Source organism: Microbacterium resistens, assembly GCF_031456305.1.
GTDB lineage: Bacteria > Actinomycetota > Actinomycetes > Actinomycetales > Microbacteriaceae > Microbacterium > Microbacterium resistens_A.
In genome coordinates, this window is the sequence record NZ_JAVDUM010000005.1 from 59,931 (window position 1) to 83,838 (window position 23,908).

General features: G+C 68.8%; 29 protein-coding genes. 14 read left to right on the top strand and 15 right to left on the bottom strand.

The window, feature by feature from the left end; translation table 11 throughout:
- Positions 1-68 precede the first annotated feature (68 nt).
- Genes J2Y69_RS06965 through J2Y69_RS06975 form a run of 3 tightly spaced genes read left to right on the top strand, consistent with a single transcriptional unit; the run spans position 69 to position 1,911 of the window.
- Positions 69-782: a hypothetical protein gene (locus J2Y69_RS06965; protein WP_310018943.1), complete on the top strand. Its 714-nt coding sequence runs from the start codon at positions 69-71 to the stop codon at positions 780-782.
- Positions 779-1,351: a hypothetical protein gene (locus J2Y69_RS06970; protein WP_310018945.1), complete on the top strand. Its 573-nt coding sequence runs from the start codon at positions 779-781 to the stop codon at positions 1,349-1,351. The genes J2Y69_RS06965 and J2Y69_RS06970 overlap by 4 nt, the downstream gene beginning before the upstream one ends.
- The gene (locus J2Y69_RS06975) at positions 1,348-1,911 is read left to right on the top strand and encodes a hypothetical protein (protein WP_310018947.1); all 564 of its coding nucleotides are present in this window, start codon (positions 1,348-1,350) and stop codon (positions 1,909-1,911) included. Before J2Y69_RS06970 ends, J2Y69_RS06975 begins: the two co-directional genes overlap by 4 nt.
- On the opposite strand, the gene J2Y69_RS06980 is transcribed toward J2Y69_RS06975, so the two are convergent.
- A complete protein-coding gene (locus J2Y69_RS06980; RefSeq protein WP_310018949.1) occupies positions 1,815-3,140 on the bottom strand; it encodes a hypothetical protein in 1,326 nt (441 codons plus the stop codon). The two genes, J2Y69_RS06975 and J2Y69_RS06980, sit on opposite strands and share 97 nt — an antisense overlap.
- A gap of 59 nt (positions 3,141-3,199) precedes the next feature.
- Positions 3,200-3,763, bottom strand: coding sequence for an acyl-CoA thioesterase (locus tag J2Y69_RS06985; protein WP_310018951.1), 564 nt, complete (start codon positions 3,761-3,763; stop codon positions 3,200-3,202).
- Between the two features lie 150 nt (positions 3,764-3,913).
- Here J2Y69_RS06985 and J2Y69_RS06990 point away from each other — a divergent pair, with 150 nt between their 5' ends.
- Positions 3,914-4,420 carry a GNAT family N-acetyltransferase gene (locus tag J2Y69_RS06990; RefSeq protein WP_310018953.1) on the top strand — a complete coding sequence of 169 codons (507 nt, stop codon included), beginning with the start codon at positions 3,914-3,916 and terminating at the stop codon, positions 4,418-4,420.
- Positions 4,421-4,672: 252 nt separating this feature from the next.
- Here J2Y69_RS06990 and J2Y69_RS06995 read toward each other — a convergent pair whose 3' ends face one another.
- From J2Y69_RS06995 to J2Y69_RS07005, 3 genes are all read right to left on the bottom strand, one after another.
- A complete protein-coding gene (locus J2Y69_RS06995; RefSeq protein ID WP_310018955.1) occupies positions 4,673-5,908 on the bottom strand; it encodes a cytochrome b/b6 domain-containing protein in 1,236 nt (411 codons plus the stop codon).
- 510 nt (positions 5,909-6,418) lie between these two features.
- On the bottom strand, positions 6,419-7,390 hold the full coding sequence (locus tag J2Y69_RS07000; RefSeq protein WP_310018957.1) for an electron transfer flavoprotein subunit alpha/FixB family protein: 972 nt from the start codon (positions 7,388-7,390) through the stop codon (positions 6,419-6,421).
- A gap of 1 nt (position 7,391) precedes the next feature.
- Positions 7,392-8,168: an electron transfer flavoprotein subunit beta/FixA family protein gene (locus J2Y69_RS07005; protein WP_310018960.1), complete on the bottom strand. Its 777-nt coding sequence runs from the start codon at positions 8,166-8,168 to the stop codon at positions 7,392-7,394.
- 75 nt (positions 8,169-8,243) lie between these two features.
- Between J2Y69_RS07005 and J2Y69_RS07010 the strand changes: the two genes are divergently transcribed.
- The 3 genes from J2Y69_RS07010 to J2Y69_RS07020 are packed head-to-tail and all read left to right on the top strand — an operon-like array spanning position 8,244 to position 9,699.
- Positions 8,244-8,780 carry a MarR family winged helix-turn-helix transcriptional regulator gene (locus J2Y69_RS07010; RefSeq protein ID WP_310018961.1) on the top strand — a complete coding sequence of 179 codons (537 nt, stop codon included), beginning with the start codon at positions 8,244-8,246 and terminating at the stop codon, positions 8,778-8,780.
- A gap of 3 nt (positions 8,781-8,783) precedes the next feature.
- A complete protein-coding gene (locus tag J2Y69_RS07015; RefSeq protein ID WP_310018963.1) occupies positions 8,784-9,239 on the top strand; it encodes an SRPBCC family protein in 456 nt (151 codons plus the stop codon).
- A 16-nt stretch (positions 9,240-9,255) separates the two neighbouring features.
- A complete protein-coding gene (locus J2Y69_RS07020) occupies positions 9,256-9,699 on the top strand; it encodes a YdeI/OmpD-associated family protein (RefSeq protein ID WP_310018965.1) in 444 nt (147 codons plus the stop codon).
- 424 nt (positions 9,700-10,123) lie between these two features.
- Here J2Y69_RS07020 and J2Y69_RS07025 read toward each other — a convergent pair whose 3' ends face one another.
- The 7 genes from J2Y69_RS07025 to J2Y69_RS07055 all read right to left on the bottom strand — a co-directional run bounded on the left by J2Y69_RS07025 (position 10,124) and on the right by J2Y69_RS07055 (position 17,232).
- Positions 10,124-10,564 (bottom strand): putative immunity protein, encoded by a 441-nt coding sequence (locus J2Y69_RS07025; RefSeq protein WP_310018966.1) that lies wholly within the window; start codon positions 10,562-10,564, stop codon positions 10,124-10,126.
- Positions 10,561-11,337 carry an enoyl-CoA hydratase-related protein gene (locus J2Y69_RS07030; protein WP_310018968.1) on the bottom strand — a complete coding sequence of 259 codons (777 nt, stop codon included), beginning with the start codon at positions 11,335-11,337 and terminating at the stop codon, positions 10,561-10,563. The genes J2Y69_RS07025 and J2Y69_RS07030 overlap by 4 nt, the downstream gene beginning before the upstream one ends.
- A gap of 134 nt (positions 11,338-11,471) precedes the next feature.
- Positions 11,472-12,353, bottom strand: a complete 882-nt coding sequence (gene mmsB / locus J2Y69_RS07035; RefSeq protein WP_310018970.1) for a 3-hydroxyisobutyrate dehydrogenase — start codon at positions 12,351-12,353, stop codon at positions 11,472-11,474.
- Positions 12,354-12,379: 26 nt separating this feature from the next.
- Positions 12,380-13,531 carry an acyl-CoA dehydrogenase family protein gene (locus J2Y69_RS07040; RefSeq protein ID WP_310018971.1) on the bottom strand — a complete coding sequence of 384 codons (1,152 nt, stop codon included), beginning with the start codon at positions 13,529-13,531 and terminating at the stop codon, positions 12,380-12,382.
- Between the two features lie 29 nt (positions 13,532-13,560).
- Complete coding sequence (locus J2Y69_RS07045) at positions 13,561-15,060, bottom strand: CoA-acylating methylmalonate-semialdehyde dehydrogenase (protein WP_310018973.1); 1,500 nt, start codon at positions 15,058-15,060, stop codon at positions 13,561-13,563.
- 520 nt (positions 15,061-15,580) lie between these two features.
- Complete coding sequence (locus J2Y69_RS07050; RefSeq protein WP_310018976.1) at positions 15,581-16,765, bottom strand: thiolase family protein; 1,185 nt, start codon at positions 16,763-16,765, stop codon at positions 15,581-15,583.
- Between the two features lie 164 nt (positions 16,766-16,929).
- Positions 16,930-17,232, bottom strand: a complete 303-nt coding sequence (locus J2Y69_RS07055; protein ID WP_310018977.1) for a YciI family protein — start codon at positions 17,230-17,232, stop codon at positions 16,930-16,932.
- 124 nt (positions 17,233-17,356) lie between these two features.
- On the opposite strand from J2Y69_RS07055, the gene J2Y69_RS07060 reads away from it, so the two are divergent.
- A complete protein-coding gene (locus J2Y69_RS07060) occupies positions 17,357-17,515 on the top strand; it encodes a hypothetical protein (protein ID WP_310018979.1) in 159 nt (52 codons plus the stop codon).
- A 90-nt stretch (positions 17,516-17,605) separates the two neighbouring features.
- On the top strand, positions 17,606-18,124 hold the full coding sequence (locus J2Y69_RS07065; protein WP_310018981.1) for a hypothetical protein: 519 nt from the start codon (positions 17,606-17,608) through the stop codon (positions 18,122-18,124).
- Between the two features lie 516 nt (positions 18,125-18,640).
- Here the strand turns inward: J2Y69_RS07065 and J2Y69_RS07070 are convergent.
- Entirely contained in the window at positions 18,641-18,988 is a 348-nt protein-coding gene (locus J2Y69_RS07070) for a hypothetical protein (protein WP_310018983.1), read from the bottom strand.
- Between J2Y69_RS07070 and J2Y69_RS18055 the strand changes: the two genes are divergently transcribed.
- Together J2Y69_RS18055 and J2Y69_RS07075 are read left to right on the top strand one after the other, a co-directional pair.
- Positions 18,906-19,127 (top strand): hypothetical protein, encoded by a 222-nt coding sequence (locus tag J2Y69_RS18055; RefSeq protein WP_396653057.1) that lies wholly within the window; start codon positions 18,906-18,908, stop codon positions 19,125-19,127. The genes J2Y69_RS07070 and J2Y69_RS18055 overlap by 83 nt on opposite strands.
- A gap of 54 nt (positions 19,128-19,181) precedes the next feature.
- A complete protein-coding gene (locus J2Y69_RS07075) occupies positions 19,182-19,799 on the top strand; it encodes a hypothetical protein (RefSeq protein ID WP_310018985.1) in 618 nt (205 codons plus the stop codon).
- Here J2Y69_RS07075 and J2Y69_RS07080 read toward each other — a convergent pair.
- Positions 19,786-20,151, bottom strand: a complete 366-nt coding sequence (locus J2Y69_RS07080; protein ID WP_396653058.1) for a hypothetical protein — start codon at positions 20,149-20,151, stop codon at positions 19,786-19,788. The genes J2Y69_RS07075 and J2Y69_RS07080 overlap by 14 nt on opposite strands.
- Before the next feature lie 244 nt (positions 20,152-20,395).
- Here J2Y69_RS07080 and J2Y69_RS07085 point away from each other — a divergent pair, with 244 nt between their 5' ends.
- The 3 genes from J2Y69_RS07085 (at position 20,396) to J2Y69_RS07095 (ending at position 23,148) form a co-directional block, all read left to right on the top strand.
- Positions 20,396-21,193: a hypothetical protein gene (locus J2Y69_RS07085; protein ID WP_310018987.1), complete on the top strand. Its 798-nt coding sequence runs from the start codon at positions 20,396-20,398 to the stop codon at positions 21,191-21,193.
- 334 nt (positions 21,194-21,527) lie between these two features.
- On the top strand, positions 21,528-22,409 hold the full coding sequence (locus tag J2Y69_RS07090) for an AraC family transcriptional regulator (protein WP_310018988.1): 882 nt from the start codon (positions 21,528-21,530) through the stop codon (positions 22,407-22,409).
- Positions 22,410-22,554: 145 nt separating this feature from the next.
- Entirely contained in the window at positions 22,555-23,148 is a 594-nt protein-coding gene (locus tag J2Y69_RS07095) for an antibiotic biosynthesis monooxygenase (RefSeq protein WP_310018990.1), read from the top strand.
- 86 nt (positions 23,149-23,234) lie between these two features.
- On the opposite strand, the gene J2Y69_RS07100 is transcribed toward J2Y69_RS07095, so the two are convergent.
- Complete coding sequence (locus J2Y69_RS07100) at positions 23,235-23,804, bottom strand: TetR/AcrR family transcriptional regulator (RefSeq protein ID WP_310018992.1); 570 nt, start codon at positions 23,802-23,804, stop codon at positions 23,235-23,237.
- Between the last annotated feature and the right edge of the window lie 104 nt (positions 23,805-23,908).

The following is a 23,908-nucleotide window of genomic DNA, read 5'->3' on the forward strand; positions in this document are numbered from 1 at the left end:
GCGCGTCCGGGGCCGAGGCTCGCCCTCGCGCCCCGCCTCCCCTGCCGCGACCTCTTATGCTGAGGACCGTGAGTGATGGCGATCGGCGTCCCGCAGCGGGGGCGGACGCGCAGGGCACGCGCGGCACGGGGCGGAGGCTCGCGGACGCTCCACCTTCCGAGCCCGCGGCTCCGGCGTCCGCCGGGACGCCCCGCCGGTGGATCCGCGTCGCCGCCGACCGGGTGCCCACCTCGTGGTTCGGCGGGATCTGCACCGGCATCGTGCTGGTCACGACCGCCGCGTTCGGCGGACTCGCGACGGTCGAGGAGCCGACGCCGCGCATGAGCATCGGCGAGCATTTCCTCGGATCCGGATTCGACCTGGCCGTCATCGGCGCGGAGATCGTGGACGAGAAGCGCGAGGTCGAACGCCCCGGCCCGGGCGAGCGGGTGCTCCTCGTCGACGTCGATGCCATGAGCCTCACCGCTGAGACGCGCCCGAGCATCGGCGGCGGCATGAGCGCGCTGTCCGGCGTCCGCATCGACGGCCTCGACGCGGCGCCGTCCGTCTTCCGCCGGGACGACGGCACCGCCGCGCCCCGGCTCCAGCCGGGTCTGATGACCGGCCTGCGGCTCGCCTGGATCGTTCCGTCCGACTGGACGGAGAGGACCATCGATGTCCAGCTCCCTCAGGCCGTCGAGCGGCAGAACCGGCTGAGCGCCGGCACCCGGTGGGACTACGAGGGCGTCGGCGCCGTCGTCCCGGTGCCGGTGGTCGAGGGCGGCGCGGGGGACGCGCGATGACCGCGCGGCGCCGGATGACCGCCGTCGGCTCATGGGCGGCCGCCCTCGCGCTCCTCGTCGCCGCCGGCGCGGTCAGCGCGTTCACACCGCCCGAGAACGCAGGGGAGGAGCCCTTCCCCGTCTCCGCGGAGGTCGGCGAGCGCGGCGTCGGACGAGACATCGACGCCACCGTCGACCGGGTCGTCCTGGTCCATGAGCTCACCCAGAGCCAGCACGGGACCACCTGGCGGGGAGCGGGGACGTGGCTGCTGGTGGACCTGCGTGCCGCAGCGGTCGTCTCGCAGAACGAGGTGGGCCTCCGCGGGGTGGCCCTCGAGGCCGGCGGACGGATCTATCACGCCAGCAACCGGATGACGTCGATGTACGAGTCGGTCCTCATCCCTGGCGTGCCGCGGAGCGGGAGCATCGCGATCGAGCTTCCGGACGACATCCCCCGGGGTCCGGCGGTGCTCACCTTCTCCCGCGACAACGACCCGCGCGCGGACTCGCAGATCCGCGTCCCCATCGATCTCTCGACGATCCCGGAGCACCCCTCCGGAGAGATCTCCCCGACGGAGTGGGCACGATGACCGAGACCGTCCCGCGGCGAGGCTGGTGGCGCCGCAACGCCATCGCCCTCGGCGCCGTCGCCGTGCTCGCCCCGATGACGATCGCCGCGGTCGGCGGATACGAATGGTACGAGAACGTCTTCTCCGGGCCCGCCTCGGTCCCGGTGGACGCGGATCCGTCCGGCGACGGGACCATCGACATCGGCGGGGCGATCTGGGGACCCGCCAAGGGTGTGGTGGTCACGGACACGCAGGGTCTGGACCTTCCCGAAGGCACAGTGCTGATCGGCGTCACCATCCCGGTCGAGCCGCAACACCCGCGAGCCGAGGGGGAACCGGCATACTGCATGGCGCCCCGGCTCGTCGAGCAGCGCAGCGGGCGCGAATGGCTCCAGGTCCGCGCCGAGCTCGGACTGCCCTACCTGGCCGAGGAGCCCTACGACTGCACCCTGCAGGAGGGCGACCCCTTCCAGCTGGTCATCCCCTACGTCGTTCCGGCGGACGCGGAGGGCCCGTTCTGGGTCGAGGTCCCCGTGCCCTCGGCCGATCCGTCCTTCGCCCGGTTCTCGATCGACCCCTGACCCGACGAAGCCGATCGCCGGAGGGCGCCCAGCGTGGCGTCGTATCCGGCAGCGACCACGCTCACGCGGATGGGCTCGACGATGAGCGGGATCGCCAGGAACAGCACCGCGTCGGCGATCGCCCAGAACGTGGCGATGTCGTGCGGCCCGACCAGACGGATGAGGGCGATCCGCACCAGAGCGCTCAGAGCGAGGGCCACCGTGTAGAGGAGGACATAGGTCGCGATGACGACGGGACCTGCGCGCCACATCAGCAGGATCGACCGGCCGATCGGGCGGAAGCGGGAGAGCACCTCGTCCCGCAGATCGCCGAGCCGCTTGCGCGCCCATCCCGGCGCCGCGGAGTACCTCTTCCGCGCCAGATCGATGTAGCGCCGTCCACGGCCGAGATCCAGCGTCGGGCGCTCGGCCGCGATGGCCTGCCCGTAGACCACGCCCGCGACGGTCAGCCAGGCGAGGGGCTGAAGCAGGATCCCGCCCGCCTCGCCGAGCGCCCAGCCGATCCCGTCCCAGATCCACCCGAGGACGGCCAGGCGCTCCCCGATCCAGGCCCGGAAGTCCTCGACCCACACGATCGCCGCACGATGCGAGACCCACTCCGAGAGGATCCCGATCAGATCGCGCAGGGTCCAGACGAAGAAGAACACCCACACCGCCTCGAGGTAGACGGCGACGAGCGCGGACGCACGGGGCAGCCGCTTCTGCCAGCGCTTCCAGGCCCAGCGCAGGCCGAAGGCGACAACGATCACGACGAAGGTCCAGACCCCGAGCCCCGGGCCGCCGGCATCGTCGACGTGGACCTCCTCCCCCGCCGCCAGCGCACCCCAGACGATTCCGTGCTGCACCTGGAGCGCACGCATCAGGTAGTCCTCGTAGTCGCTGCGGAGCATTCCCCATGCGGCATAGACCGCGAAGAACGGCAGGATCCCGGAGAGAAGCGCCTGGAGGAAGGCGGCGCGCCGTTCCCTCGCGTCCTCCGGGGCCGGCGCGATGAGCGAGAGCTCGCGCAGTCCATCGCGCACGACGAGGAACATGCCGACGAAGCTGACGAGCCGCGCGACGACGCCCAGAGGGAGCAGGAGCAGCCCTCCGATCGACCAGTGCGCGCCGACGAGTCCGGCGAGCTGGATCCCCGCGTAGCGCGCGAGGATCCCGCCGAGGAACCACGCGACCAGGGCGGGCCAGTGCATGCGCAGCACGCGGCCGGTCGAGGCGAGGACGGTCAGCACGATGCACACGCTACCGTGCCGCCGCGCCCCGGACGCAGGGACCAGGGCGCTCCTGACCGTCAGTCGGTCCAGACGCTGGGCGCTGCGGCCTTGGTCGGCGGGAGCGCGGAGGCGGTGGCCCAGTCGTGGATCCAGTCCGCCACACCGGGGACGCCCTCGGGACGGCCGAGCGTCGCGAAGAGCTCCTCGTGCGAGACCGTGCCGCCCGAGCGGCGCAGCATCCTCGCCCGCACGATCACGCGGGCGTACACCTCGCCGTCCACCACGGCACGGTGCTCCAGGAACAGCGCCTTGTCGTCATGGCCGGTGAAGCGCGACTCGACGTCGAACCGCTGCCACGGCTCCAGCGACTTGCGGAAGGTGACCGTCTCGCTGGAGACGACCGCGTACCAACCCCGATCCTTCATCGCGTCGAAGAGGCCCGTGCGGATCAGCAGGTCCCATCGTCCGAGGTCGAAGAGCGACAGGTAGCGGCCGTTGTTCATGTGGCGCAGGATGTCGAGATCGGTCGGCAGCGTGGTGAGGCGGATCCGACCGACGGCGGTGGGATCGAGGGCCTCCCCGCGACGGACGCGACGACGCGCGGCGAGGATCACAAGAAGGGTGCGCCAGATCACATTCACAGGGCGATGGTAGTGACCGAAGTAAGGATCTGCAGATCCGTTGTGCTTCACCTCTAAACAGCGAGGTCGCATTCCGTACGGTTTCACTGGACGACAGACTGAGCATCCGCTCAATTTCGTCTCCGCGAGCGGCCCGCGTAGAGTCGCCGCATGAGCGCCGAAGCCCAGCCTGAGATCATCGTCCGGCCCGTCCGCGATGTGGACGCCGAAGCCCTCGGTCGCGTGCACGCCAGCTGCTGGCACGAGACCTACGACCACCTGATCAGCAAGGCGGCCCTGGAGAAGATCTCCCCCCGCCGCCTGGCCGAGCTCTGGACGCACTGGGCAGCCCAGGGTCCTGAGTTCCTCATGAGCGCCGCCCTCGTCGACGGCGAGATCGTCGGATTCGTCGGTTCCGGGCCCGCCCGCGACAAGGACGCCCCGAGCGACCGCGAGCTGTACTTCATCTACCTGCTGGGCGCATGGCAGGGCACCGGGATCGGGCAGCGCCTGTTCGATGCGGCGGTCGCGAAGGATCAGCCCCTGTACCTCTGGGTCGCCGAGGACAACCCCCGCGCCCACCGCTTCTACGAGCGCAACGGATTCCGGCTCGACGGCGCCACCCACACCGAGCCCTTCCTCGGCGAGACGCTCACCGAGGTCCGCTTCGTCCGCTGACCCCTCCGGCACCGCTCGTCCGGCACCGTTCTTTCCGGGTGCCGCTCTTCCCGGTGCCCGTGTCCCACTTCTCGCGGACCGTGTCCCGAATTCGGTTGTCCAGGCCCGTTTTTGCGACCATTTTTGGGACACGGACCGGGCTGACAGGCAGGGCTGAGAGACAGGGCTGAGGAGCACGGACCCGGCTGACGGACCCGGTTGACGACGGGGCCGTGAGGCACGGACCAGGACGGACCCGGCGAGAGATGGCGGTCAGCGGCCGCTGACGTTGCCGAAGACCTTGGCGATCGGCGCCAGGACGAGCGGGCGCGCCGCGATCCAGGCTCCGACGATCACGACGAGCGAGGCGACGAACACCCAGAACCCGGTCCAGGTGACGGCGTCCTGCGAGGCGTACATGTGGTTGAGGTTGCGCAGGAAGCCCGTGAGCACCACGAGGGCCACGTGCACGACGATGAACGCGACGAAGTAGAGCATCACGGGGAAGTGCACGGCGCGCGCCCACTCGACCGGATAGAGCTTCGACAGGCGCTCGGCCTTCTTCGGCCACATGCCCGACATCCGGAACCCGGTGACCGCGGCGAGCGGGGCGGCGAGGAACACGGTGGTGAAGTAGGCCAGCTGCTGCAGGCTGTTGTAGTTGACCCAGCCGTTCTCGGTCGGCCAGTCGAAGGAGACGTACTGGAGACCCGCCGACAGCGCGTTCGGGAAGACCTCCCAGCTGGTCGGCACGATCCTCGCCCAGTGCCCGCTCGCGAACAGCAGCACGATGAAGACGACGCCGTTGACGAGCCAGAGGATGTCCAGCGCCTGGTGGAACCACAGCGTGAGGCTGATCTTCCCCTTCGCGTTCCCTCGGGGGGACCAGAACACGGTGGGCCGCTTCTCACTGCGCACCCGGAGCCCCGATCGGATGATCAGGATCATCAGGAAGACGTTGAAGAAGTGCTGCCATCCGATCCAGGCGGGGAAGCCGGGCGTCGGATCGAACGGGGAGTGGTACTCGCCGGGGAACGCCGCGAGGAAGTCCTGCATGAAGGGAAGGGTGAGGAAGGCCCGCACGAACGCGATCGCGGCTCCCGCGAGGATCCCGAGCCCGGCCGCGGCGAAGAGACCGGCGAGCGCCTGCGTCCAGGTCGGACGAGGGCGTCCGGTCGAGGAATCGGCGCCGCGACCCTCGGCGGAGGCGGTGAGCCGGCGAGGCGCGGTCCCCGGCCAGACCGTGCGTGTGAACGGAAGGGGCGTGGACAGGTCCGCCCCTGGGCGGACCGCCTGCACGGGGGCCGATGCCGGAGCGGACACCTGCACGGCGGTCTCCGCGGGCACGACGATGCCCGCGAGCGCAGACGTTTCGGCGGGAACAGCGGCCTCTACGGTGGCGACGGTGCCTGCGGGCGGCCACGGCTCGCCACCGGCGACGCGGGGCAGCCCGCGGCGCACGGTCGGCCCGGTAGTGGACGGGGACGCCACCGCGAGCGAAGCGGGCACGGGCGCGGCGGCGGCAGGCGAGGAGGAGGACGAAGACGATGCGCCCTGGGGCGGGGAAGCCGGCGCAGGCAGAGCGTCAGCAACGGAGGTGGCGCGAGCAGAGGCAGCGCCCGCGGGGGCGGTGCCCGCAGAGGCAGCGCCGGTGGGTGGCCAGGGCTCGCCGCCGGCGACGCGGGGCAGCCCCCGTCGCATCGCAGATCCGACGAGGGACGTCCCAGGGGTCCCAGAGGCTCCGGACGTCCCAGAGGCTCCGGACGTCGGAGAGGCCCCGGGGCTCGGCGCGGCGGCCACCGGAACGGCATCCAGCGACGCGCTCGGCACGGCGACCGAGGCGGCATCCACGGAATCAGCCGCAGAAGCGGCAGTACCCGCACCGGCCGGATCGCCGATGCCCTGGCCGATCGGGGCCGGCCCGTCGACGTCTACCGCGCTGCCCGCCGGAGGCCAGGGCTCGCCGCCCACGACGCGGGGAAGTCCCCGCCGCAGCATCCGCTCCGCCATGATGAGCCGTTACTTCTTCCGCGCCCGGAGCGCCTCGATCACCTGGGGCACCACGGTGAACAGGTCTCCGACGATGCCGAAGTCGGCTACGTCGAAGATCGGCGCATCGCCGTCCTTGTTGATCGCGACGATCGTCTTGGAGGTCTGCATGCCCGCGCGGTGCTGGATCGCACCGGATATGCCGAGGGCGACATACAGCTGAGGGGAGACCGAGACGCCCGTCTGCCCGACCTGATGGGCGTAGGGGATGTAGCCGGCGTCCACGGCCGCGCGCGAGGCGCCGATCGCCGCACCCAGCTCGTCCGCGAGGTCCTCGGCCAGGGCGAAGCCCTCCTTGGACCCGAGGCCGCGGCCGCCCGACACGACGGCCCGCGCACCGCGCAGCTCCGGTCGGGACGAGGTCGCCTCGATCGCCTCGATCGCGCCGCCCGTCGCCGCGGCGGCACCGGAGGCGACGACGTCGAGAGCCTCGGTCCGCGGCTCCTGTGCGTCGGCGCGCGCGTCCACCGCGCCCTGCCGGATGGTGATGACCGGGGCGCCGTAGGTCGGCGCTGAGTCGGTGAGGTAGGCCCCGCCGTAGACGGAGTGATGCGCCACGACGCCCTCGTCGTCACGGGAGACGCCGACCGCGTCGACGGACAGCGCGAGCCGCTCGCGGACGGCGAGACGACCTGCGACGTCGCGTCCGGCGATCGAGTTCGAGAGGAGGACCGCATCCGGGCGCACCTTCGCGTAGGCGGCCTGGAGGGCGTCGACGATCGGGACGGTCAGGGCGGCGGCGTCGATGTCGGCCGTGAGCACCAGGGTCGCGCCGGCGGCGGCCGCAGCGGCGACGGCCGACTGCGCGGTGCCGGCCGGCGCGGTGACCAGGGCCACAGGGGTGCCGAGCAGGGCTGCGGCGCCGAGCAGGCCCGCCGTGCTGGGCGCCGCGTCGCCCGAAGGGGTCACGTCGACGAGGACGAGGATCGCGTTGTCGGTCATCTCACACCAGCCTGTTCTGCACCAGGAAGTCCACCAGCTGGGCTGCGGCGTCCCCCTCGTCCGTGATCTTCACGCCCGCCGCCCGCGGCGGCTTCTCGGCCACGCTCGTCATGATCGCCTGCGGCGCCGCCTCCGGGGCGATGTCGACGCCGAGGTCGGCGAGGGACAGCACCTCCAGCGGCTTCTTCTTGGCCGCCATGATGCCCTTGAAGTTGGGGAACCGGGCGTCCGGCAGCGCCTCGGTGATCGAGACGACGGCGGGGAGCGTCGCGGACACCTCCTGGGCGCCGAAGTCGGTGGCGCGCGTCCCAGAGACCGAGCCGTCGGCGATCTGCACGGCGCTGAGAGCCGTCAGCTGCGCGAAGCCGAGATGCTCGGCGAGCATGGCGGGGAGCACTCCCCCCGCCCCGTCGGTGGAGAGGTTGCCCGTGAGGACGAGATCGGGCGCTCCACGGCGGACGGCGGCGGCCAGGACCGCGGCGGTCGTGCCGAGGTCCGCGCCGCGGAGCCCCTCGTCGACGATGTGGACAGCCGACGCCGCGCCCATCGCGAGGGCCCGCCGGATGGAGGCCGTCGCCGACTCCGGGGCCATCGAGAGCGCGACGACCTCGGTGCCCGGATTCGCGTCCGCATAGGTCAGCGCCGCCTCCAGCGCGCGCTCGGTGATCTCGTCGAGGACGACATCGCCCGCACCGCGGTCGGCGAGCCCCGTCTCGAGGTCGAGCTTGCGGTCGCCGTAGGTGTCGGGAACTTCTTTCACCAGCACGAAGATCTTCATCGATAGCCTCCGCTTCCAGTCTGCCACGGCGCGCCCCTGGCGCCGTGCGCCGATCCCCCTCGCTAGCGTGGACGTGTGGCCCGATCCCACCCCCTTCCCGTTGATCCGCTCGCCGAGGCGAAGCGGCAATGGGTGGCGCACGGATGGAAGGATGCCGCGGACGGCATGTCCGTCGTCGTGTCGGTGATGCGCGCCCAGCAGCTCCTGCTGGGGCGGGTCGAGGCCGCTCTCCGGCCGTTCGGGCTGTCGTTCGCCCGATACGAGGTGCTGCGCCTCCTCGCCTTCAGCCGGGAGGGACGCCTGCCGCTGTCCAGCGTGGTCGCCCGCCTCCAGGTGCATGCCACGAGCGTCTCCAGCACCGCGGAGCGGCTCGTCCGCGATGGGCTCGTGGTCCGCGAGCCCCACCCGCACGACGGCCGCGCGGCGATGCTCTCCCTCACCCCCGACGGCCGCGCGCGGGCCGAGCAGGCGACCGCGGCGCTGAACGCCGAGGTGTTCTCCGCCCCCGGCCTGTCCGCGCAGGACGCGGCGGACCTCGTCGCGATCGTCGCCCGGATGCGCAAGGACGCCGGCGACTTCGCCGATCCGCGGCCGCAGCCCGATCCGCTCTGAGCCATGCCGGCCTTCGTCCTCGAGCGCGTGATCGCGGCTCCGGCGGAGCGGGTGTTCGCGCTGTCCCTCGACGTCGGGCTGCACGTTGACTCGATGTCCCGCCATCGCGAGCGCGTCGTCGCGGGCCCCGTCTCCGGGGCGCTCGGCGAGGGCGACGCCATCACCTGGAGCGCACGGCACTTCGGCATCCGATTCCGGATGACCTCCCTCGTGCACGACGTCGATCCGCCGGTCGGCTTCTCGGACCGGCAGGTCGCCGGACCCTTCGCGGAGTTCCGGCATCGCCACACGTTCTCCCCCTGCTCCGGCGGGACCCTGATGCGGGACCAGATCGTCTTCCGCTCCCCGTTCGGCCCCCTCGGCGGGATCGTCGATGCCCTCGTGATGCAGCGGCACCTCGTCCGCCTCATCGAGGCCCGCAACGACGAGCTGGAGACCAGGGCGGTCCGCGGCGGCTGATCGTATGCTGGCGGTCATGACCGAACTGCACGTGCGCACCGTCCTGGAGCCGATGGGACCGGCGGGGGCGATCGTCCTGAGCGATGACCAGGTCGCCGCTCTCGGAAGCGTCAAGAATCCCCCGGTCGTGGTGCGGATCGGCGAGAGGTCCGCCCGCCTGCGCGTCGCCCGGATGGGAGGACGGAACTGCATCGGGTTCAGCAAAGCCGTCCGTACCGAGCTCGGCGTGGAGCTGGGCGACGAGGTCGATGCCGTGATCTCCCTGGACTCCGCCGAGCGCACGGTCGACCTGCCCGCCCCGCTCGCCGAGGCGCTCGACGCCGATCCGGCGCTGCGCGGCGCGTTCGACGCCCTGTCCTACACCCGCCGCAAGGAGCTGGCCCGCTCGATCGCCGAGGCCAAGCAGGAGGCGACCCGCGACCGGCGCCTCGCCGCGGCCCTCGTCGAGCTCCGCCCCTGACCGCCGGGGCCCTGCCCGTCCTACCCCGTCGGCTCGCGCTGCACAATCCTGCACCCGCTACACAGATTTACGGCGCGCAAGCAGGAATCAGCAGCGCAACCGCAGGAAACAACAGCGCAACAGGAAACAGCAGCGCAGATCTGGGGCGCGCGAGCAGGATTTCGCAGCGGACCCCATCCGCGGCAGGAAACAGCAGCGCAAGCGCAATCCGAACCTGACCGAGCCCGGCCGGTCACCGCGCGGTCGCAACACCCGCTCGCGCTGCACAATCCTGCACCCGCTACACAGATTTACGGCGCGCAAGCAGGGATCAGCAGCGCAACCGCAGGAAACAGCAGCGCGACAGGAAACAGCAGCGCAACCGCAGGAAACGGCAGCGCAACCGCGATCCGGACCTGACCGAACCCGACCGACCCGGGCGGGGTCAGTCGCCGTCGTAGACGTAGCGGTCGAAGCGGGCGGGGATGTTCATCCGCTGCCAGGCGAGCTCCTCGTCACGGCGCGGGCGGTCCCCGGGGAAGGCCTTGGCCGTGTACCGCGGCACCTGGCGACTGTGGCCGGCCATGTGCGCGACGGCGACCGCCTGCCCGCACACCCGGGCGGCCGCGATCGCCGCGGGGTCCTGCGCCTCACGAGCCGCGGCATGGCAGGCGAAAGCGCGCTCGCGCACGGCGCCGATCCCGAGCTCGCCCCGCGTGAACGCCCAGGCCGCGTCGAGCGCCTCCTGCGGACGGGTGTCCTCCGGACGCTCCTCGATGAACAGCGGCAGGAGGCGCTCGGCGCAGGCCACGGTCCACGCGACGAGCGCACGGCGGTCGTCCTCGGAGAGCGTCAGATCGTCGTCATCGGGAAGCGAGGTGCTCATCGGTGCTGGAACTCCGGAGGGCGCTTCTCCCGGAAGGCGGCCATTCCCTCCTTCTGATCCGCGGTGTCGAAGAGCGCGGCGAACGCCTGCTTCTCGAAGGCGAGCCCCTCGGCGAGGGGCGTCTCCATCGCGGTGTCCAGGGCCGCCTTGGCGGCGTACACCGAGGGCAGGGACTTGCTCGCGATGGTCTCCGCGAGCTTCTCCGCCTCCGCGAGGAGGTCGGCTGCGGGCACGATCCGCGACACCAGTCCGATCCGCTCGGCCTCCTCCGCGCCGATCACACGCCCGGAGAGGACGAGCTCGGCCGCCTTGTAGTAGCCGACCGCGCGGATCAGGCGCTGCGAGCCCCCCATCCCGGGGATCACGCCGAGGTTGATCTCGGGCTGGCCGAACTTCGCCGTGTCCGCGGCGAGGATGATGTCGCACATCATCGCGAGCTCGCACCCGCCGCCCAGCGCGTAGCCGGCGACAGCGGCGATCACCGGGGTGCGCACCGCCGCGAAGGCGGTCCAGGCACCGAAGTGGTCCGTGCCGAGGATCTCGGCGGAGGACTTCTCCTCCATCTCCTTGATGTCGGCCCCGGCGGCGAAAGCCCGCTCGGATCCGGTCACGACGATCACCCCGACGCCCGCATCCGCGTCGAACGCGCTCGCGGCCGCGGTGACCTCCTCGGCGAGCCGGCTGTTGAGGGCGTTCAGCGCCTCCGGCCGGTTGAGGGTGATCCAGCCGACGCGTCCCCGCTGTTCGACGATGATCGTTGCGTACTCGGTCATGGCATCTCCCTCCGGCCGCGCCGTCGCGGCACATCCAGTATCACCCGAGGCCCTGGGCGGATGTTCCCCGCGAGGCGCCGGCTCCGGCGGGGCCGCCGGCCTGCGAGCCGACAACCCGTAAGGGCCCGCCCTCCTCAGCCGGCGTCGCGGATGTCGGTGATGATGCCGGAGAAGTCCCGGCCCGCACCGTCGCCCGCCGCGAACGCGGCGTAGATCTCCTGCGCGAGCCGCCCCATCCGGGCGTCCGTCCCCGTGCCGTCGATCGCCTGGAGCGCAAGGCCCAGGTCCTTGGCCATCAGCGCCCCGGCGAACCCCGGCCGGTAGTCCCGATTGGCGGGACTCGTCGGCACGGGCCCCGGAACCGGGCAGTTGGTGGTGAGCGCCCAGCACTGCCCCGAGGCGTTGGAGGCGACGTCGTAGAGGGCCTGATGCTCCAGCCCCAGCCGCTCGCCCAGCACGAAGGCCTCGGCGACCGCGATCTGCGAGATCGCGAGGATCATGTTGTTGCACACCTTCGCGGCCTGGCCGAGCCCCGGCCCGCCGCAGTGCACGATCCGCTTGCCCATCGTCTCCAGGATCGGCAGCGCCGTCGCGAAGTCCGCATCCGATCCGCCGACCATGAACGCGAGCGTGCCGTTCTCGGCGCCGACGACCCCGCCGGAGACGGGGGCGTCGATGTTGCGGTGGCCGGCCGCGAGCGCGAGCCCATGCGCGGTGCGCGCCTCATCCACCGCGATCGTGGACGAGTCGATGAACAGGGTGTCGGAGCGTGCCGCGGCGAGCAGTCCGTCGCGATACGCGTCGATGACGTGCCTGCCGCTCGGGAACATCGTCAGCACCACGTCGGCGTCGGCCGCGGCGGCGACCCCGGAGGGGGCGACCTCGATCCCGGCCGCCCTCGCCGCCTCCACCGCCGCCGGGACGACGTCGAAGCCGATCACCTCGTGGCCGGCCCTCGTCAGGTTCTGTGCCATGGGCAGGCCCATGTGGCCCAGCCCCAGGAATGCGATCCTCATCGTGACGCTCCTTCCGGACTGGTCCTTCAGTCCGCTTTGAGGACTTCGCGCCCGACGATCAGGCGCATGATCTCGTTGGTGCCCTCCAGGATCTGGTGCACGCGCAGATCGCGCACGACCTTCTCGATCCCGTAGTCCTGAAGGTAGCCGTAGCCGCCGTGCAGTTGAAGGGCCCTGTTGGCGACGTCGAACCCGGCATCCGTCGCGAACCGCTTCGCCATCGCGCAGCGCTCCGCCGCGTCATCCGCGTGCTCGTCGACGGCCGTCGCGCCGTCCTGAACCATGAGGCGCGCGGCGTGCAGCTCGGTGCGCATGTCCGCGAGCGCGAACACGATCGCCTGCTTCTCGGCGAGCGCCTCCCCGAACGTGAACCGCTCGTGCACATAGGTCACCGCGCGGTCCAGCGCCCACTGCGCGCCGCCGATCGAGCAGGCGGCGATGTTGAGCCGGCCGCCGTTGAGCGCGGACATCGCGATCCGGAAGCCCTGCCCCTCCTCGCCCAGGATGCTGGTCGCGGGGACGCGGGCCTCGTCGAAGATCACCTGGCGCGTGGGCTGCGCGTGCCAGCCCATCTTCTTCTCGTTCGCGCCGAAGCTCACCCCCGGGGTGTCGCCCGGGACCAGGAACGCCGTGATCCCGCGCGCACCGGGCTCGCCCGTGCGGGCCATCACGACGTAGACCGCCGCCTCGCCGGCGCCGGAGATGAACTGCTTGACCCCGGTGAGCACGTAGTCGTCGCCGTCGCGGATCGCGCTCGTCGTGATCGCCGCCGCATCCGAGCCCGCGCCGGGCTCGGTGAGGCAGTAGCCGCCGAAGTCCGCCATCACGGTCAGCCCGGGCAGCCACTCGGCGCGCTGGGCGTCGGTGCCGTAGGCGTCGATCATCCAGGCGACCATGTTGTGGATCGAGATGTAGGCGGCGACCGTCGGGTCCCCCTTCGCGAGCTCCTCGAAGATCGCGACGGTGTCGATGCGGGCAAGGCCCGTCCCGCCGGACTCCTCGCGCACGTAGATTCCGCCGAGGCCCAGCTCGCCGGCATGCCCCAGCGCCTCGCGGGGGAACTCGTGCTTCTCGTCGCGCTCGATGGCGAACGGCGCGAGCTCGGCCTCGGCGAACTCGCGGACGGCGCCGATGATGGCCGCGCGCTCCTCGGCCGTGGTGGTGGTGACGATGGTCATGGGCTCTCTCCTGGACGGGCCTCGTGGGCTCAGTGCATGGTGGGGATGACGAAGCTGGCGCCGTCGCGGATCCCGCTGGGCCAGCGGCTCGTCACCGTCTTGGTCTTCGTGTAGAAGCGGAACGCGTCGGCTCCGTGCTGGTTGAGGTCGCCGAAGCCAGACCGCTTCCAGCCGCCGAAGGTGTAGTACGCGATCGGCACCGGGATCGGGACGTTGACGCCGACCATGCCGACCTCGACCCGGGCGACGAAGTCGCGGGCGGCGTCCCCGTCGCGGGTGAAGATGCCCACGCCGTTGCCGTACTCGTGGTCGGACGCCATGCGCAGCGCCTCCTCGTAGTCCTCCGCCCTGGCGATCACGAGCACGGGCCCGAAGATCTCCTCGCGGTAGACGGACATGTCGGTCGTGACGTCGTCGAACAGCGTCGGGCCGAGGTAGAAGCCGTCCTCGTGGCCGGGGACGGTGAAGCCCCGCCCGTCGGCGAGGAGGGTCGCCCCCGCGTCAACGCCCTGCTGGATGTACCCCTCGACCCGCTCCACGGCGGCGCGGTTGACGAGCGGGCCGTAGTCCATGCCCTCGGCGAGCGATGGACCGACCCGGAGCTTCGCGATCCGCTCGACGAGCTTCGCGGCGAGCGCGTCGGCCGTCTCGCGCCCCACGGGAACGGCGACGGAGATCGCCATGCAGCGCTCGCCGGCCGAGCCGTAGCCCGCGCCGATCAGCGCGTCGGCGGCCTGGTCGAGGTCGGCGTCCGGCATGACGACGAGGTGGTTCTTGGCGCCGCCGAAGCACTGAGCGCGCTTCCCGTGCGCCGAGGCGGTCGTGTAGATGTACTCGGCGATCGGGGTGGATCCGACGAAGCCGATCGCGCGCACGCGCTCATCGGTCAGCAGGACGTCGACCGCCTCCTTGTCGCCGTGCACGACGTTGAGGATGCCCGCGGGCAGTCCTGCCTCGAGGAACAGCTCGGCGATCCGCACCGGGACCGACGGATCGCGCTCGCTGGGCTTCAGGATGAACGCGTTGCCTGCGGCGATCGCCGGCCCCATCTGCCACAGCGGGATCATCGCGGGGAAGTTGAAGGGGGTGATGCCGGCGACGACGCCGAGCGGCTGGCGCATCGAGTAGACGTCGATTCCGGTGCCGACGCCGGTCGAGAACTCGCCCTTGAGCAGGTGCGGGGCGCCGACGCAGAACTCGATCACCTCGACGCCGCGCTGGATGTCGCCCTTCGCGTCGTCGACCGTCTTGCCGTGCTCGCGCGAGAGCAGCTCGGCGAGCGGGTCCAGCTCGTCGCGGAGGAGCTCGAGGAAGCGCATGAACACGCGGGCGCGCTTCTGCGGGTTGGTCGCGGCCCAGCCGGGCTGGGCGGCCTCGGCGTTCGCGATCGCGGCGCGGACCTCGGACGCATCGGCGAGCGCCACCCGCGCCTGCACGGTCCCGGTGCTCGGGTCGAAGACGTCGCTGAAACGTCCGGAAGCGCCGTCCTGGCGCGATCCGCCTACGAAGTGGGGGATGTCACGGATCATTGTGCTCGGTCCTCTCGTGCCGTCATTGGCATCATGTCGATGATACGTGGGGATCCAGGAATTTACTAGGGTGTCCTTGTATTTGCGGCGAGACCCTTCCCGTCGCGTTCACCTCTCGTCCATGTCCGCCGCGTAGAACGGTGACTGCGCGAACATGGACTCTGACCGGATGGGTGGTGCTCCCTTCGCGCCTGCGGGTTCCGCCCCTCCTCGGGCGCCCGCCGCGGTCATGGACCGCGAGACCCCCGCCGAATCGGGTCGGCGGGGGTCTCCCCTTTCCTCGACCTTTCCTCGGTCGTCGGTAGTTGCTCCCGTCCGCCGGGGCCGCCGCCGCCTCCCTTGCCCGATCCGGACCGCCGAACATCAGTCACACCTGCACGACCCGGACACGGATGCACGACCAAACCCCCAACCCCGTCGTGCAGACGGGCCACGGTCGTGCAGGTGTGCAGGCGTACCGGCGGGAGGGAGGGCAGGAGAAGGGGCGGGACGGGCAGAGGAACGAGGCGGGCAGGACGCCTCAGAGACGCTCGATGATGAGGGCGTTGGCCATGCCGCCGCCCTCGCACATCGTCTGCAGCCCGTAGCGGCCGCCGGTCGCCTCCAGGTGGTCGAGCAGGGTGCCGAGCAGTCGCGTCCCGGAGGAGCCGAGCGCGTGCCCCAGCGCGATCGCGCCGCCCCAGGGGTTGAGGCGGGCGGGATCCGCCCCGACCTCCGCGGCCCAGGCGAGGGGGACCGAGGCGAAGGCCTCGTTGACCTCGTACGTGTCGATGTCGTCGATCCCGAGGCCCGCGCGCTCCAGCACGCGGCGCGTCGCCGGGATGGGCCCGGTGAGCATGAGCAGCGGATCGTCGCCGACCACCGCCGTCGCCACGATCCGCGCCCGCGGACGCAGGCCGAGGCTCTCCGCCCGTGCGGCGCTCATGACCAGCGCCGCGGAGGCGCCGTCGGTGAGCGGCGAGGAGTTGCCCGCGGTGATCCGCCAGTCCAGCTCGGGGAAGCGGGCGGCGAGCTCGTCCGTGCGGAAGGCGGCGGCAAGGCCCGCGAGTCCCTCGGCGGTCGTCCCGGGGCGCACCGTCTCGTCGGCCCGGGCCTCGGGGGCCTCCGGCACGGCGATCACGGACGGGGCGAAGCGTCCCTCTGTCCAGGCCGCAGCGGCGCGGCGGTGGGACTCGGCCGCATACGCGTCCAGATCGTCTCGGGAGAGACCCCAGCGCTGGGCGATGAGCTCGGCGGAGACGCCCTGGTTGACGAGCCCGGCCGGATACCGCTCGCGCATCCGCGGCGACATCGGCGAGACGCCGGCGAGCGAGGATCCCAGCGGGACCCGGCTCATCGACTCGACCCCGCCCGCGACGACGATCTCCGCAGCGCCGGCCGCGATCGCCTGCGTCGCGAAGTGGACCGCCTGCTGACTCGATCCGCACTGGCGGTCGATGGTCGTCGCCGGCACCCGTTCGTCGAAGCCCGCGGCGAGCACAGCCTGGCGGGCGATGTTCATCGACTGCTCGCCGATCTGGCTGACACAGCCGAGCATCACATCGTCCACCTGCGCCGAGTCGATCGCACTGCGTCCGAGCACGGACTGCAGGACGCCGGCGGCGAGATCGACGGGATGGACGCCGGACAGCGCGCCGCCCGGCTTCCCCCGCCCCACCGGGGTGCGGACGACATCGACGATCACGGCCTCGCTGCGAGCGTTCATCCCTCCATCATCCTCCCGCCGCAACAGCCGAGCTCCATCCGGCTCGATCGCAGAGCACCCGCGCTCGCTTCGCGAGGTGGCGGGCATCGTCACGCTGGCAGCAGCGTCCAGGAGCCCTCGGGCCGCAGTGTGCAGTCCGAGGGCTCCGTGTTTCAGCAGCGCTTTCAGGCGCCGGGGATGGGCTGAGCCTCGTAGACGTCGATCGTCCCGCCCATGGCAGCGTGCGGATGATCGTCGAGCAACGAAGCGATCTCCTCATAGGAGTCCGCGCGGAGCAACGAGTATCCGGCGACTGTGGGATCTGCGCCGGGCGAGACGGGGGCGGTCGGATCGCCGAAATTCACGATGGCGTCCCCCGCCTCCTCAGCCCAACCGTTCCATGCGGACATCATCTCGGCAGCCTGTTCGGGCGTCGGGTCCGGCATTGCAGCCGGGTCGGCACGGTAGATAAGCAGGTAGTCGGTCATATATGGGTTCTCCTTGCGATGTTTGATGCGAAGCGGGGAGGAGCATCTGTAGCGGGCCTTATCTAAGGCCCGGATGGAAGGCGCGCAACGGCTTCATCGAAGCCCTTGGCGCATGCTTGGCCCGATGACAGGTCCGAAACCTGCCGCGCTCGCCGAGAACATGGTCCGTGAATGCCTGAGCCCGCCGTTGCTCGCCCGCGAGATCTCGCGCCAGATCGCGCCAAATCTGCGCCAAATCGCGCCATCCGTGCTCTCAGGTCGCCGCAATCCACTCGATGCATGAGACTCAAACGCGTCGACGTCCGAAACCAGCAATATCAGGAATGTCGAAGACGTATCCATCAGCTAAATGAGATGTAAGTGAGCAAAAACTATGCAACGCGACTTCCAAGAAATCGACGCCAACTCGAACCATGAGATCAAGCGTCGAACGATCGTCAAAGGCGCAGCATGGTCGCTTCCCGTGATAGCGGCAGCGGTTGCAGCGCCTTCCGCAATGGCCAGCGGAACGGCAAATGCCACAAGTGGCGGCATTTTCACCATCAGTTACAGCAGCCCCACCTCGAATGGGTTCGGGTTTAGCGCCCCTATCGACTCCACGGCGTGCCCGGACATTACAGGGACCGTTCTCTCCATCACCGAGTACTGGGAGAACGGAGAAGTGACGACACAGACACTAGGCCCTTCTGTGACCGCAACCTTTGGGCCCGATGGGGTATCTGGTGCGATCAGCAACATCGACCGATCCCTGTCATATCTCACCAGACTGGAGATTGTCGTCGACATTACCGGCGGCTGTGCACCCCTGGGGCCGACAACATATACGTGGACTCCCGTCTTCATCGGAGGAGCAGGACCGAACTCTTACTCCGGAACCTGGGTCGCCGCATAGATGCCGCGTTAACGGCCCCATCTGGTTGTGCCAACGCTCGGAAAGCGCGCATGAATCATTTTAGTTTTGTCCTTGGGGGGAGGGCGAAACCTTGGCCGACTCGGGTGCGATTCGTCAGTATCACAGAAGCATCGACCCTTCCGCACCAAGCGAGCGCGCCTGGCTCGACGAGAATCTCCATCTTGTCACGTCGAAAGATCTTCCGAGTGGGCCAATAAGAATTGATGCTCTCAGGTTTCCCGACCTACTGGTTCTTCGCTTACAGACATCGACAGCACGGCTGACGTTTAGAGACACCCTCGGAATAGCGTCGGTTGTGATGATCTTCGTAAACATGGGCGAGCCGGAGTTTGAATCCACCATAGCCCCGAGCGTCGGAGCCAGAGGCGGGTTGGCAATCTACAGGAAAGGAGCCAGGCTGAAGAGCATTATCACCAACCGGGCAACAGACTTGACAATTCTCGCCGTCGATGCGGACCACCTTAGAACCGTTCGAGGCCACCTCACGATCCCGGATCACTCCCCTGTCTTCGGAGCAACATACGCGTTTCTTAGCGAGGTCGTAAGACCCACGCCGATCGGACCGGCGGGTGGAGGAAGGGTGATGCGCCGATTGATGCTCCAGGTGGCGCAAGCAGTGGTCGACGAGTGCACCCTTCCCACAATGACAAAACCCTCTGTCTCCGGGTTGGAGATACAACGCTTGATTGAGCGCTCGTGCACATCGGTCGCTTTCAATTCATCGGCAATAGCACTACATTTCGGAATTTCCAAAAGGACTGTGCAGAGAATAGCTGCCGAAAGTGGATTCAGCATCTCGGAAACGATCCGCCATTGCCGTGCGGTAGTGGCGATTGAAACCATACAACGAGGATCATATAAGTCATTGACAGATGTTGCAGCATTGAGCGGATTCGGGTCCGTCGCGTCCATGAGACGTGCGATCGAAACGCTGGCAGATGACACATTAGACAATCGTGACGAAACCCCCTGGTCACCGTAGAACCATAAGGTGTTGCAAAGATTCCGAGCGTGCCGTCTGGACGAAAGGAAAGTGATGATGAAAGACTCGAACGTCAATCGTAGAACCGTCCTCAAGGGGACAGCCTGGTCGGTACCCATAATTATCGCCTCGACTGCCGTTCCCCACTCAGCGGCGTCGACGGTGTCGGTAGATCTGACAGCCGTTGCAAGGTTGCCGAACGAACCTCGAAACGGCACTCACGACGGCTATCCGTACTGGCAGGGGCCTCGCGTCCTCTCCTTCACGATGACTTATACGAATAATGGCCCGGACGCATTACCGCCAGGAGGCACGATCACCTTTGGCCTCCCGTTCGCCGTGATCTGGGGAGACGCGACCATCATATCGGACCCGTCTGGCCTCTCACCGGTCTTCATCGGCACCGGCAGCGAACAGATAAGCGACTCCCCCCTTGCCTACCGGAAGGTATACTCCTATGCGGTCCCCGTCTCGATCGCGGCAGGAATGTCTTTCAGTATCACATTTCAAGTGCCACTGAATGATACGTCAAACACCGCGACGAACTCGCTGAGCGCCAGAACGACGGCGAGCTTCTCTGTGGGCACCAGCGGGGCGACGGACATAGATCCTTCAAACAACACCGGGTATTCTAATAGATACGCGCTCTTCAACAACGTCAACGCAGGATGATCGTCACAGACATATGAGAGAGAGTCCCGCCATCGGCTGGACTCTCTTTCATTGTGGCGCCAGCGGTCCTTGCGAAGCCGATGCGGTCGGTAGCGGGAGGGCGAGACGTTCGCGTCGAGGGACTCTCGCCGAGCGATGCCGATCGTGAGCGTCGCACATCACGATGCCCACCTAGAGGGACGCCGGACCCGCTCAGCTTGAGCGTGAACCCGGAACCTGCTTCGCCATGCCGAGACTGCGGAGCGTTCACGGCCTTCGTCACCTCGCGTTTCGGATCCTCCCCTTCACCCGCCGCGATGCCGACCATCTCGATCGCCGTGTATGCGAAGACGGCGCCCGACGGCACGATGATCGGGCCATACCAAGCGAACCCGTCTCCGGCCGGCCAAAGCTGGACACGACCACGATGGTGCCCAAAGCAGCCTGGCGAGCAAAGTGCGGCAGGTTCGGATCAATCTGCGTCGATCCGCTCTCGGGCCTCTTCCCCGATCCCCCGATGATGCGATCGTCGCAATGCATCGCGGGGACGACTCTGGGGGCCGACGGCATCGCCGGGTCACCGTGCTGCTATCGACGACACAAGAAGGAGATGATCGATGAGTAAGGAATTTGAGGGCGGGCCTGTGGTCGAGGGGAGCGGCGCCGTCGGGCTTCCCCGGAGGACGATCGTCAAGGGCGCGGCGTGGTCCCTTCCTGTTATCGCCGCAGCGGCTGCTGTGCCGATGGCATCGGCGAGCGTCACGCCGACTGATTGCAATGGGTGTTTCAGTTGGGACCCGACGGCCCAGAACATCGGCAGTCCGCCAGCGAACACGTGGCTTACGGCTCCGATCGATAACGTCGACACGCCCCGCACCTACGGCACGGCACTCGTCGCCTACTATTCGCTGAAGTACAACTGCGTCGTTCCGGATGACGTTCGCTACGTCAGCTATCTCGTCAACTACGACTCCCACATCCAGGCGGCTCCGGGTACGACCGTCTCGACCTCGGACGGTGGCAGCGTCCAGCCCGTCTACAACCCAGCTGGTGTTGTGAACATCCCCGGAGCCGGCGGCTCAGGCGCCGGCATCGTGTACGGGCCGAACTCCGGCGTCACTCCGGTCTCCAATGTCTCGGCGCTCGGCTATGCAGTCATCTATGCGGGGAATGTCGGCTGGTCGGCTCCGGCCACCGACCTCACCTCAGGGCCCAGCCTGTCGCATCACATCACGGGGACGACGTTCACCGCCAACGTGCAGTTCACGACCGTCTACATGGACGGAACAGTGAGCACCTCGTCCTGCACAGCTGATGTGACGCTGATGATGGCTTCGCCGTACCCGGGGACCAGCTTCTCGCCGACGGACTGGCAGTACTGGTACGCGGGATCGCTTACCGGAATCGTCGCCTAACTGGCCGCGCCGGAGCCAGCCCACCTGTGGCTGCTCCGGCGCGCCGCGACACTCTGCGCTGGTCTCGGCGAGAGACCGGTACGACCCGTTGACCGACAGCCCATTCTTTGTCAATGTCGGTGCGGAAGTTCCGCCACCATCGCCTCGCACAACCTTGCCGTCAAGGCGGCTGATACTGGCTCGTCCCCAGACGCATCGCTGGGGACATTTCGGACATTCTCTACCGTCCCGCCTGGAAGATCACGAGGCTACCGCCGAATCGGCTAGACATGCCTTCAAAGGAGACGCGCATGACTCTCCCGGACCGGAACTCGTACACAGTCGGCATGCCTGGATGATCGACCCGCTAATCAGAGCGCACATCGTCTACACGGCACCTCTGCGGGAGGAAATGCGCGAGACGCTTGAAAGGCGCATATTGATTGAGTCATCGTCGATATCAACCCACACCGCATTTACCATCGCCAGCCTTCAATCAATCGATATCTGGCGCGTGCTGACGTCTGGCGCGGAGTTTGTCTACAGGAACGAGGGAAGTCGCGAAAGAGGCGCCTACACGTTCATCTTCGTCAATCGCGGAAGCGTCGAGTTCGCAACGGCAGCCCCAATGGCAATCGGAGACGGAGGAGGATTCGTCGCATTCGGTCCAGATCGATCGACGATCGATATCCACGCCGGAAAGGCCACCGACATTCTTCTCTTCACTTTCGACCGATCAATCGTCCAATCAGCCCCGATGAGCATGTATCGATCGCCGCGTCAATCCGTCGGCACAACCGTCCTCTACGCCTCATACGCGCTGCTCAGCGGAATACTGGCAACTCAGGAATCAACCACCACGACGGAGGACGCCATCGTCCGTCGACTTGTGCGCCAGGTGGCTCAAGGGCTGGTCGACGGATTTCTCTCAGAAGCCGGACGACCGCGGCAAGTTGCGACCCCGGACATACTGCAGATCATCGAACAGCGATTCTCCTCGCATTCTTTCGATGTCTCGCGCCTCGCTGCCGAGCTCGAGGTATCGCGACGCACGGTCGAACGAATTGCGGCAACAGCCGGCTTCAGCGTCACCGACGAGATACGACGTCACCGCACAGCCTTTGCGCACGAGATTCTGGAACGCGACGGCCTCAGCATGGCTGAGGCCGCGGAGAAGAGCGGCTTCGGATCGGAGTCATCGCTTCGGCGAGCTCTCAGGAGTCTCCTGCCTCGGTGAGGATGCGAGGCCGTCATGTCAGCACGCCGCCGGCTCACCTACACTCGTAGACGCCCTGCAGCCGGTCACCCCGGCGAGGGAACCCATGAGAAACCCGCGAGGCCGCCGCGATCCGGTGCGCCCGCGCGACACCGAGGACCCACCCATGTCCCACGACTCCCCCGAGCCCGTCACCGTCTCCATCCGCCGCGAGGTCGATCCCGACCGCATCGCGGAGGCCACCGCCTGGGTGCAGACGGGGGTGAACCTGGCCAGCGGCCACCCCGGGTTCCTGGGATCCGGATGGGTGCGCGACGGCGACGCCTCGCACCACTGGCACATGCTCTACCGCTTCCGCAGCGAAGAGGCGCTCGAGGCCTGGGAGGCGTCGAGCGAGCGGGCGTGGTGGCTGTCGATGGGCGAGGGATTCGTCCTCAGCGAGCGCACACACCGGCGCACCGGCATCGAGGGCTGGTTCGACGAACCGTCGACCGGGACGATCTCGGTCCCCACCTCCACCGGCACCACGACCATCACCGTCGCCCCCTCCCCGCCGCGCTGGAAGCAGGCCGTGTCGATCTGGCTCGGCTTCTTCCCGGTGAACGTGCTGTTCACGTACCTGATGACGCCGGTGCCCGGATGGGACGCCCTACCGATCTGGCTCCGCGTGCTCGCGACGACCCTGGTGCTCACGCCGATCATGACCTACTGGGTGCTGCCCTGGGTCACCCGCTCCCTCCGGCGCTGGCTGACCCGCTGACCGAAGCGGGACGGCAGGAACGACAGGGACGACCGAAGCGGGACGGCAAGAACGGCAGGAACGACCCGCGCCTCACGCCGGGCCGCTCAGGCGGATGCGGATCCGCCGAGCCCCGCGATCAGGGACGCGACACCCTCGACGAGCAGCGCGCGATGCACGGCGAGCGCCTCCGGCGTCGTCCGCGGCTCCCCGAGCGAGAGGAGCGCCGGGGACCCCACCGGCAAGGCGGTCACCAGGCCCAGCACCAGGACCAGGACGTCGACAGCGTCGGCCCCGTACACCTCACGCAGCTGATCGACCTTCACGCGGTAGGCGTCCGCTTCCGTCTCCGTCGCCTGGGGCCGCTCCAGGGTCGCCCAGGTGCTGAGCCGCAGAGTCTCGGGATCCGCGAGCAGGAAGTCGAAGAGCCTCCCCGCGTACCCGGGCAGGTCGTCGGCGGTGAACGGCACGGCGAGGGACATGGCGGCGAGGGCGTCGATCACGACGAGGTCGAAGAGGTGCTCCTTCGGCCCGAAGTGCACGTAGATCGACCGCTTGTTGGCCATCGCCTGCTCGGCGATGCGGTCGATGCGGGCGCCAGCGAGCCCGTGCTGCGCGAACTCGCGTCGAGCGGCGACGAGGATGCGCCGCTTCGTCTCGGTTGCGTCCGGTGGCACAGGCCTCACCCTACTCATGAAATACATAACTAACTAGTTATTGACATTACCGGATCGCGAAGGCAGGCTCGTACATGCCGAGGTTCGGCACAACGATTCCACAG

Coding starts and splice junctions, on each gene's coding strand:
- J2Y69_RS06970 (WP_310018945.1), top strand. CDS start 779: ATGACCGCGCGGCGCCGGATGACCGCCGTCGGCTCATGGGCGGCCGCC.
- J2Y69_RS06975 (WP_310018947.1), top strand. CDS start 1,348: ATGACCGAGACCGTCCCGCGGCGAGGCTGGTGGCGCCGCAACGCCATC.
- J2Y69_RS06990 (WP_310018953.1), top strand. CDS start 3,914: ATGAGCGCCGAAGCCCAGCCTGAGATCATCGTCCGGCCCGTCCGCGAT.
- J2Y69_RS07000 (WP_310018957.1), bottom strand. CDS start 7,390: ATGACCGACAACGCGATCCTCGTCCTCGTCGACGTGACCCCTTCGGGC.
- J2Y69_RS07005 (WP_310018960.1), bottom strand. CDS start 8,168: ATGAAGATCTTCGTGCTGGTGAAAGAAGTTCCCGACACCTACGGCGAC.
- J2Y69_RS07015 (WP_310018963.1), top strand. CDS start 8,784: ATGCCGGCCTTCGTCCTCGAGCGCGTGATCGCGGCTCCGGCGGAGCGG.
- J2Y69_RS07020 (WP_310018965.1), top strand. CDS start 9,256: ATGACCGAACTGCACGTGCGCACCGTCCTGGAGCCGATGGGACCGGCG.
- J2Y69_RS07025 (WP_310018966.1), bottom strand. CDS start 10,564: ATGAGCACCTCGCTTCCCGATGACGACGATCTGACGCTCTCCGAGGAC.
- J2Y69_RS07030 (WP_310018968.1), bottom strand. CDS start 11,337: ATGACCGAGTACGCAACGATCATCGTCGAACAGCGGGGACGCGTCGGC.
- mmsB (WP_310018970.1), bottom strand. CDS start 12,353: ATGAGGATCGCATTCCTGGGGCTGGGCCACATGGGCCTGCCCATGGCA.
- J2Y69_RS07040 (WP_310018971.1), bottom strand. CDS start 13,531: ATGACCATCGTCACCACCACCACGGCCGAGGAGCGCGCGGCCATCATC.
- J2Y69_RS07045 (WP_310018973.1), bottom strand. CDS start 15,060: ATGATCCGTGACATCCCCCACTTCGTAGGCGGATCGCGCCAGGACGGC.
- J2Y69_RS07050 (WP_310018976.1), bottom strand. CDS start 16,765: ATGAACGCTCGCAGCGAGGCCGTGATCGTCGATGTCGTCCGCACCCCG.
- J2Y69_RS07055 (WP_310018977.1), bottom strand. CDS start 17,232: ATGACCGACTACCTGCTTATCTACCGTGCCGACCCGGCTGCAATGCCG.
- J2Y69_RS07060 (WP_310018979.1), top strand. CDS start 17,357: ATGACAGGTCCGAAACCTGCCGCGCTCGCCGAGAACATGGTCCGTGAA.
- J2Y69_RS07065 (WP_310018981.1), top strand. CDS start 17,606: ATGCAACGCGACTTCCAAGAAATCGACGCCAACTCGAACCATGAGATC.
- J2Y69_RS07070 (WP_310018983.1), bottom strand. CDS start 18,988: ATGGTTTCAATCGCCACTACCGCACGGCAATGGCGGATCGTTTCCGAG.
- J2Y69_RS07075 (WP_310018985.1), top strand. CDS start 19,182: ATGATGAAAGACTCGAACGTCAATCGTAGAACCGTCCTCAAGGGGACA.
- J2Y69_RS07085 (WP_310018987.1), top strand. CDS start 20,396: ATGAGTAAGGAATTTGAGGGCGGGCCTGTGGTCGAGGGGAGCGGCGCC.
- J2Y69_RS07090 (WP_310018988.1), top strand. CDS start 21,528: ATGATCGACCCGCTAATCAGAGCGCACATCGTCTACACGGCACCTCTG.
- J2Y69_RS07095 (WP_310018990.1), top strand. CDS start 22,555: ATGTCCCACGACTCCCCCGAGCCCGTCACCGTCTCCATCCGCCGCGAG.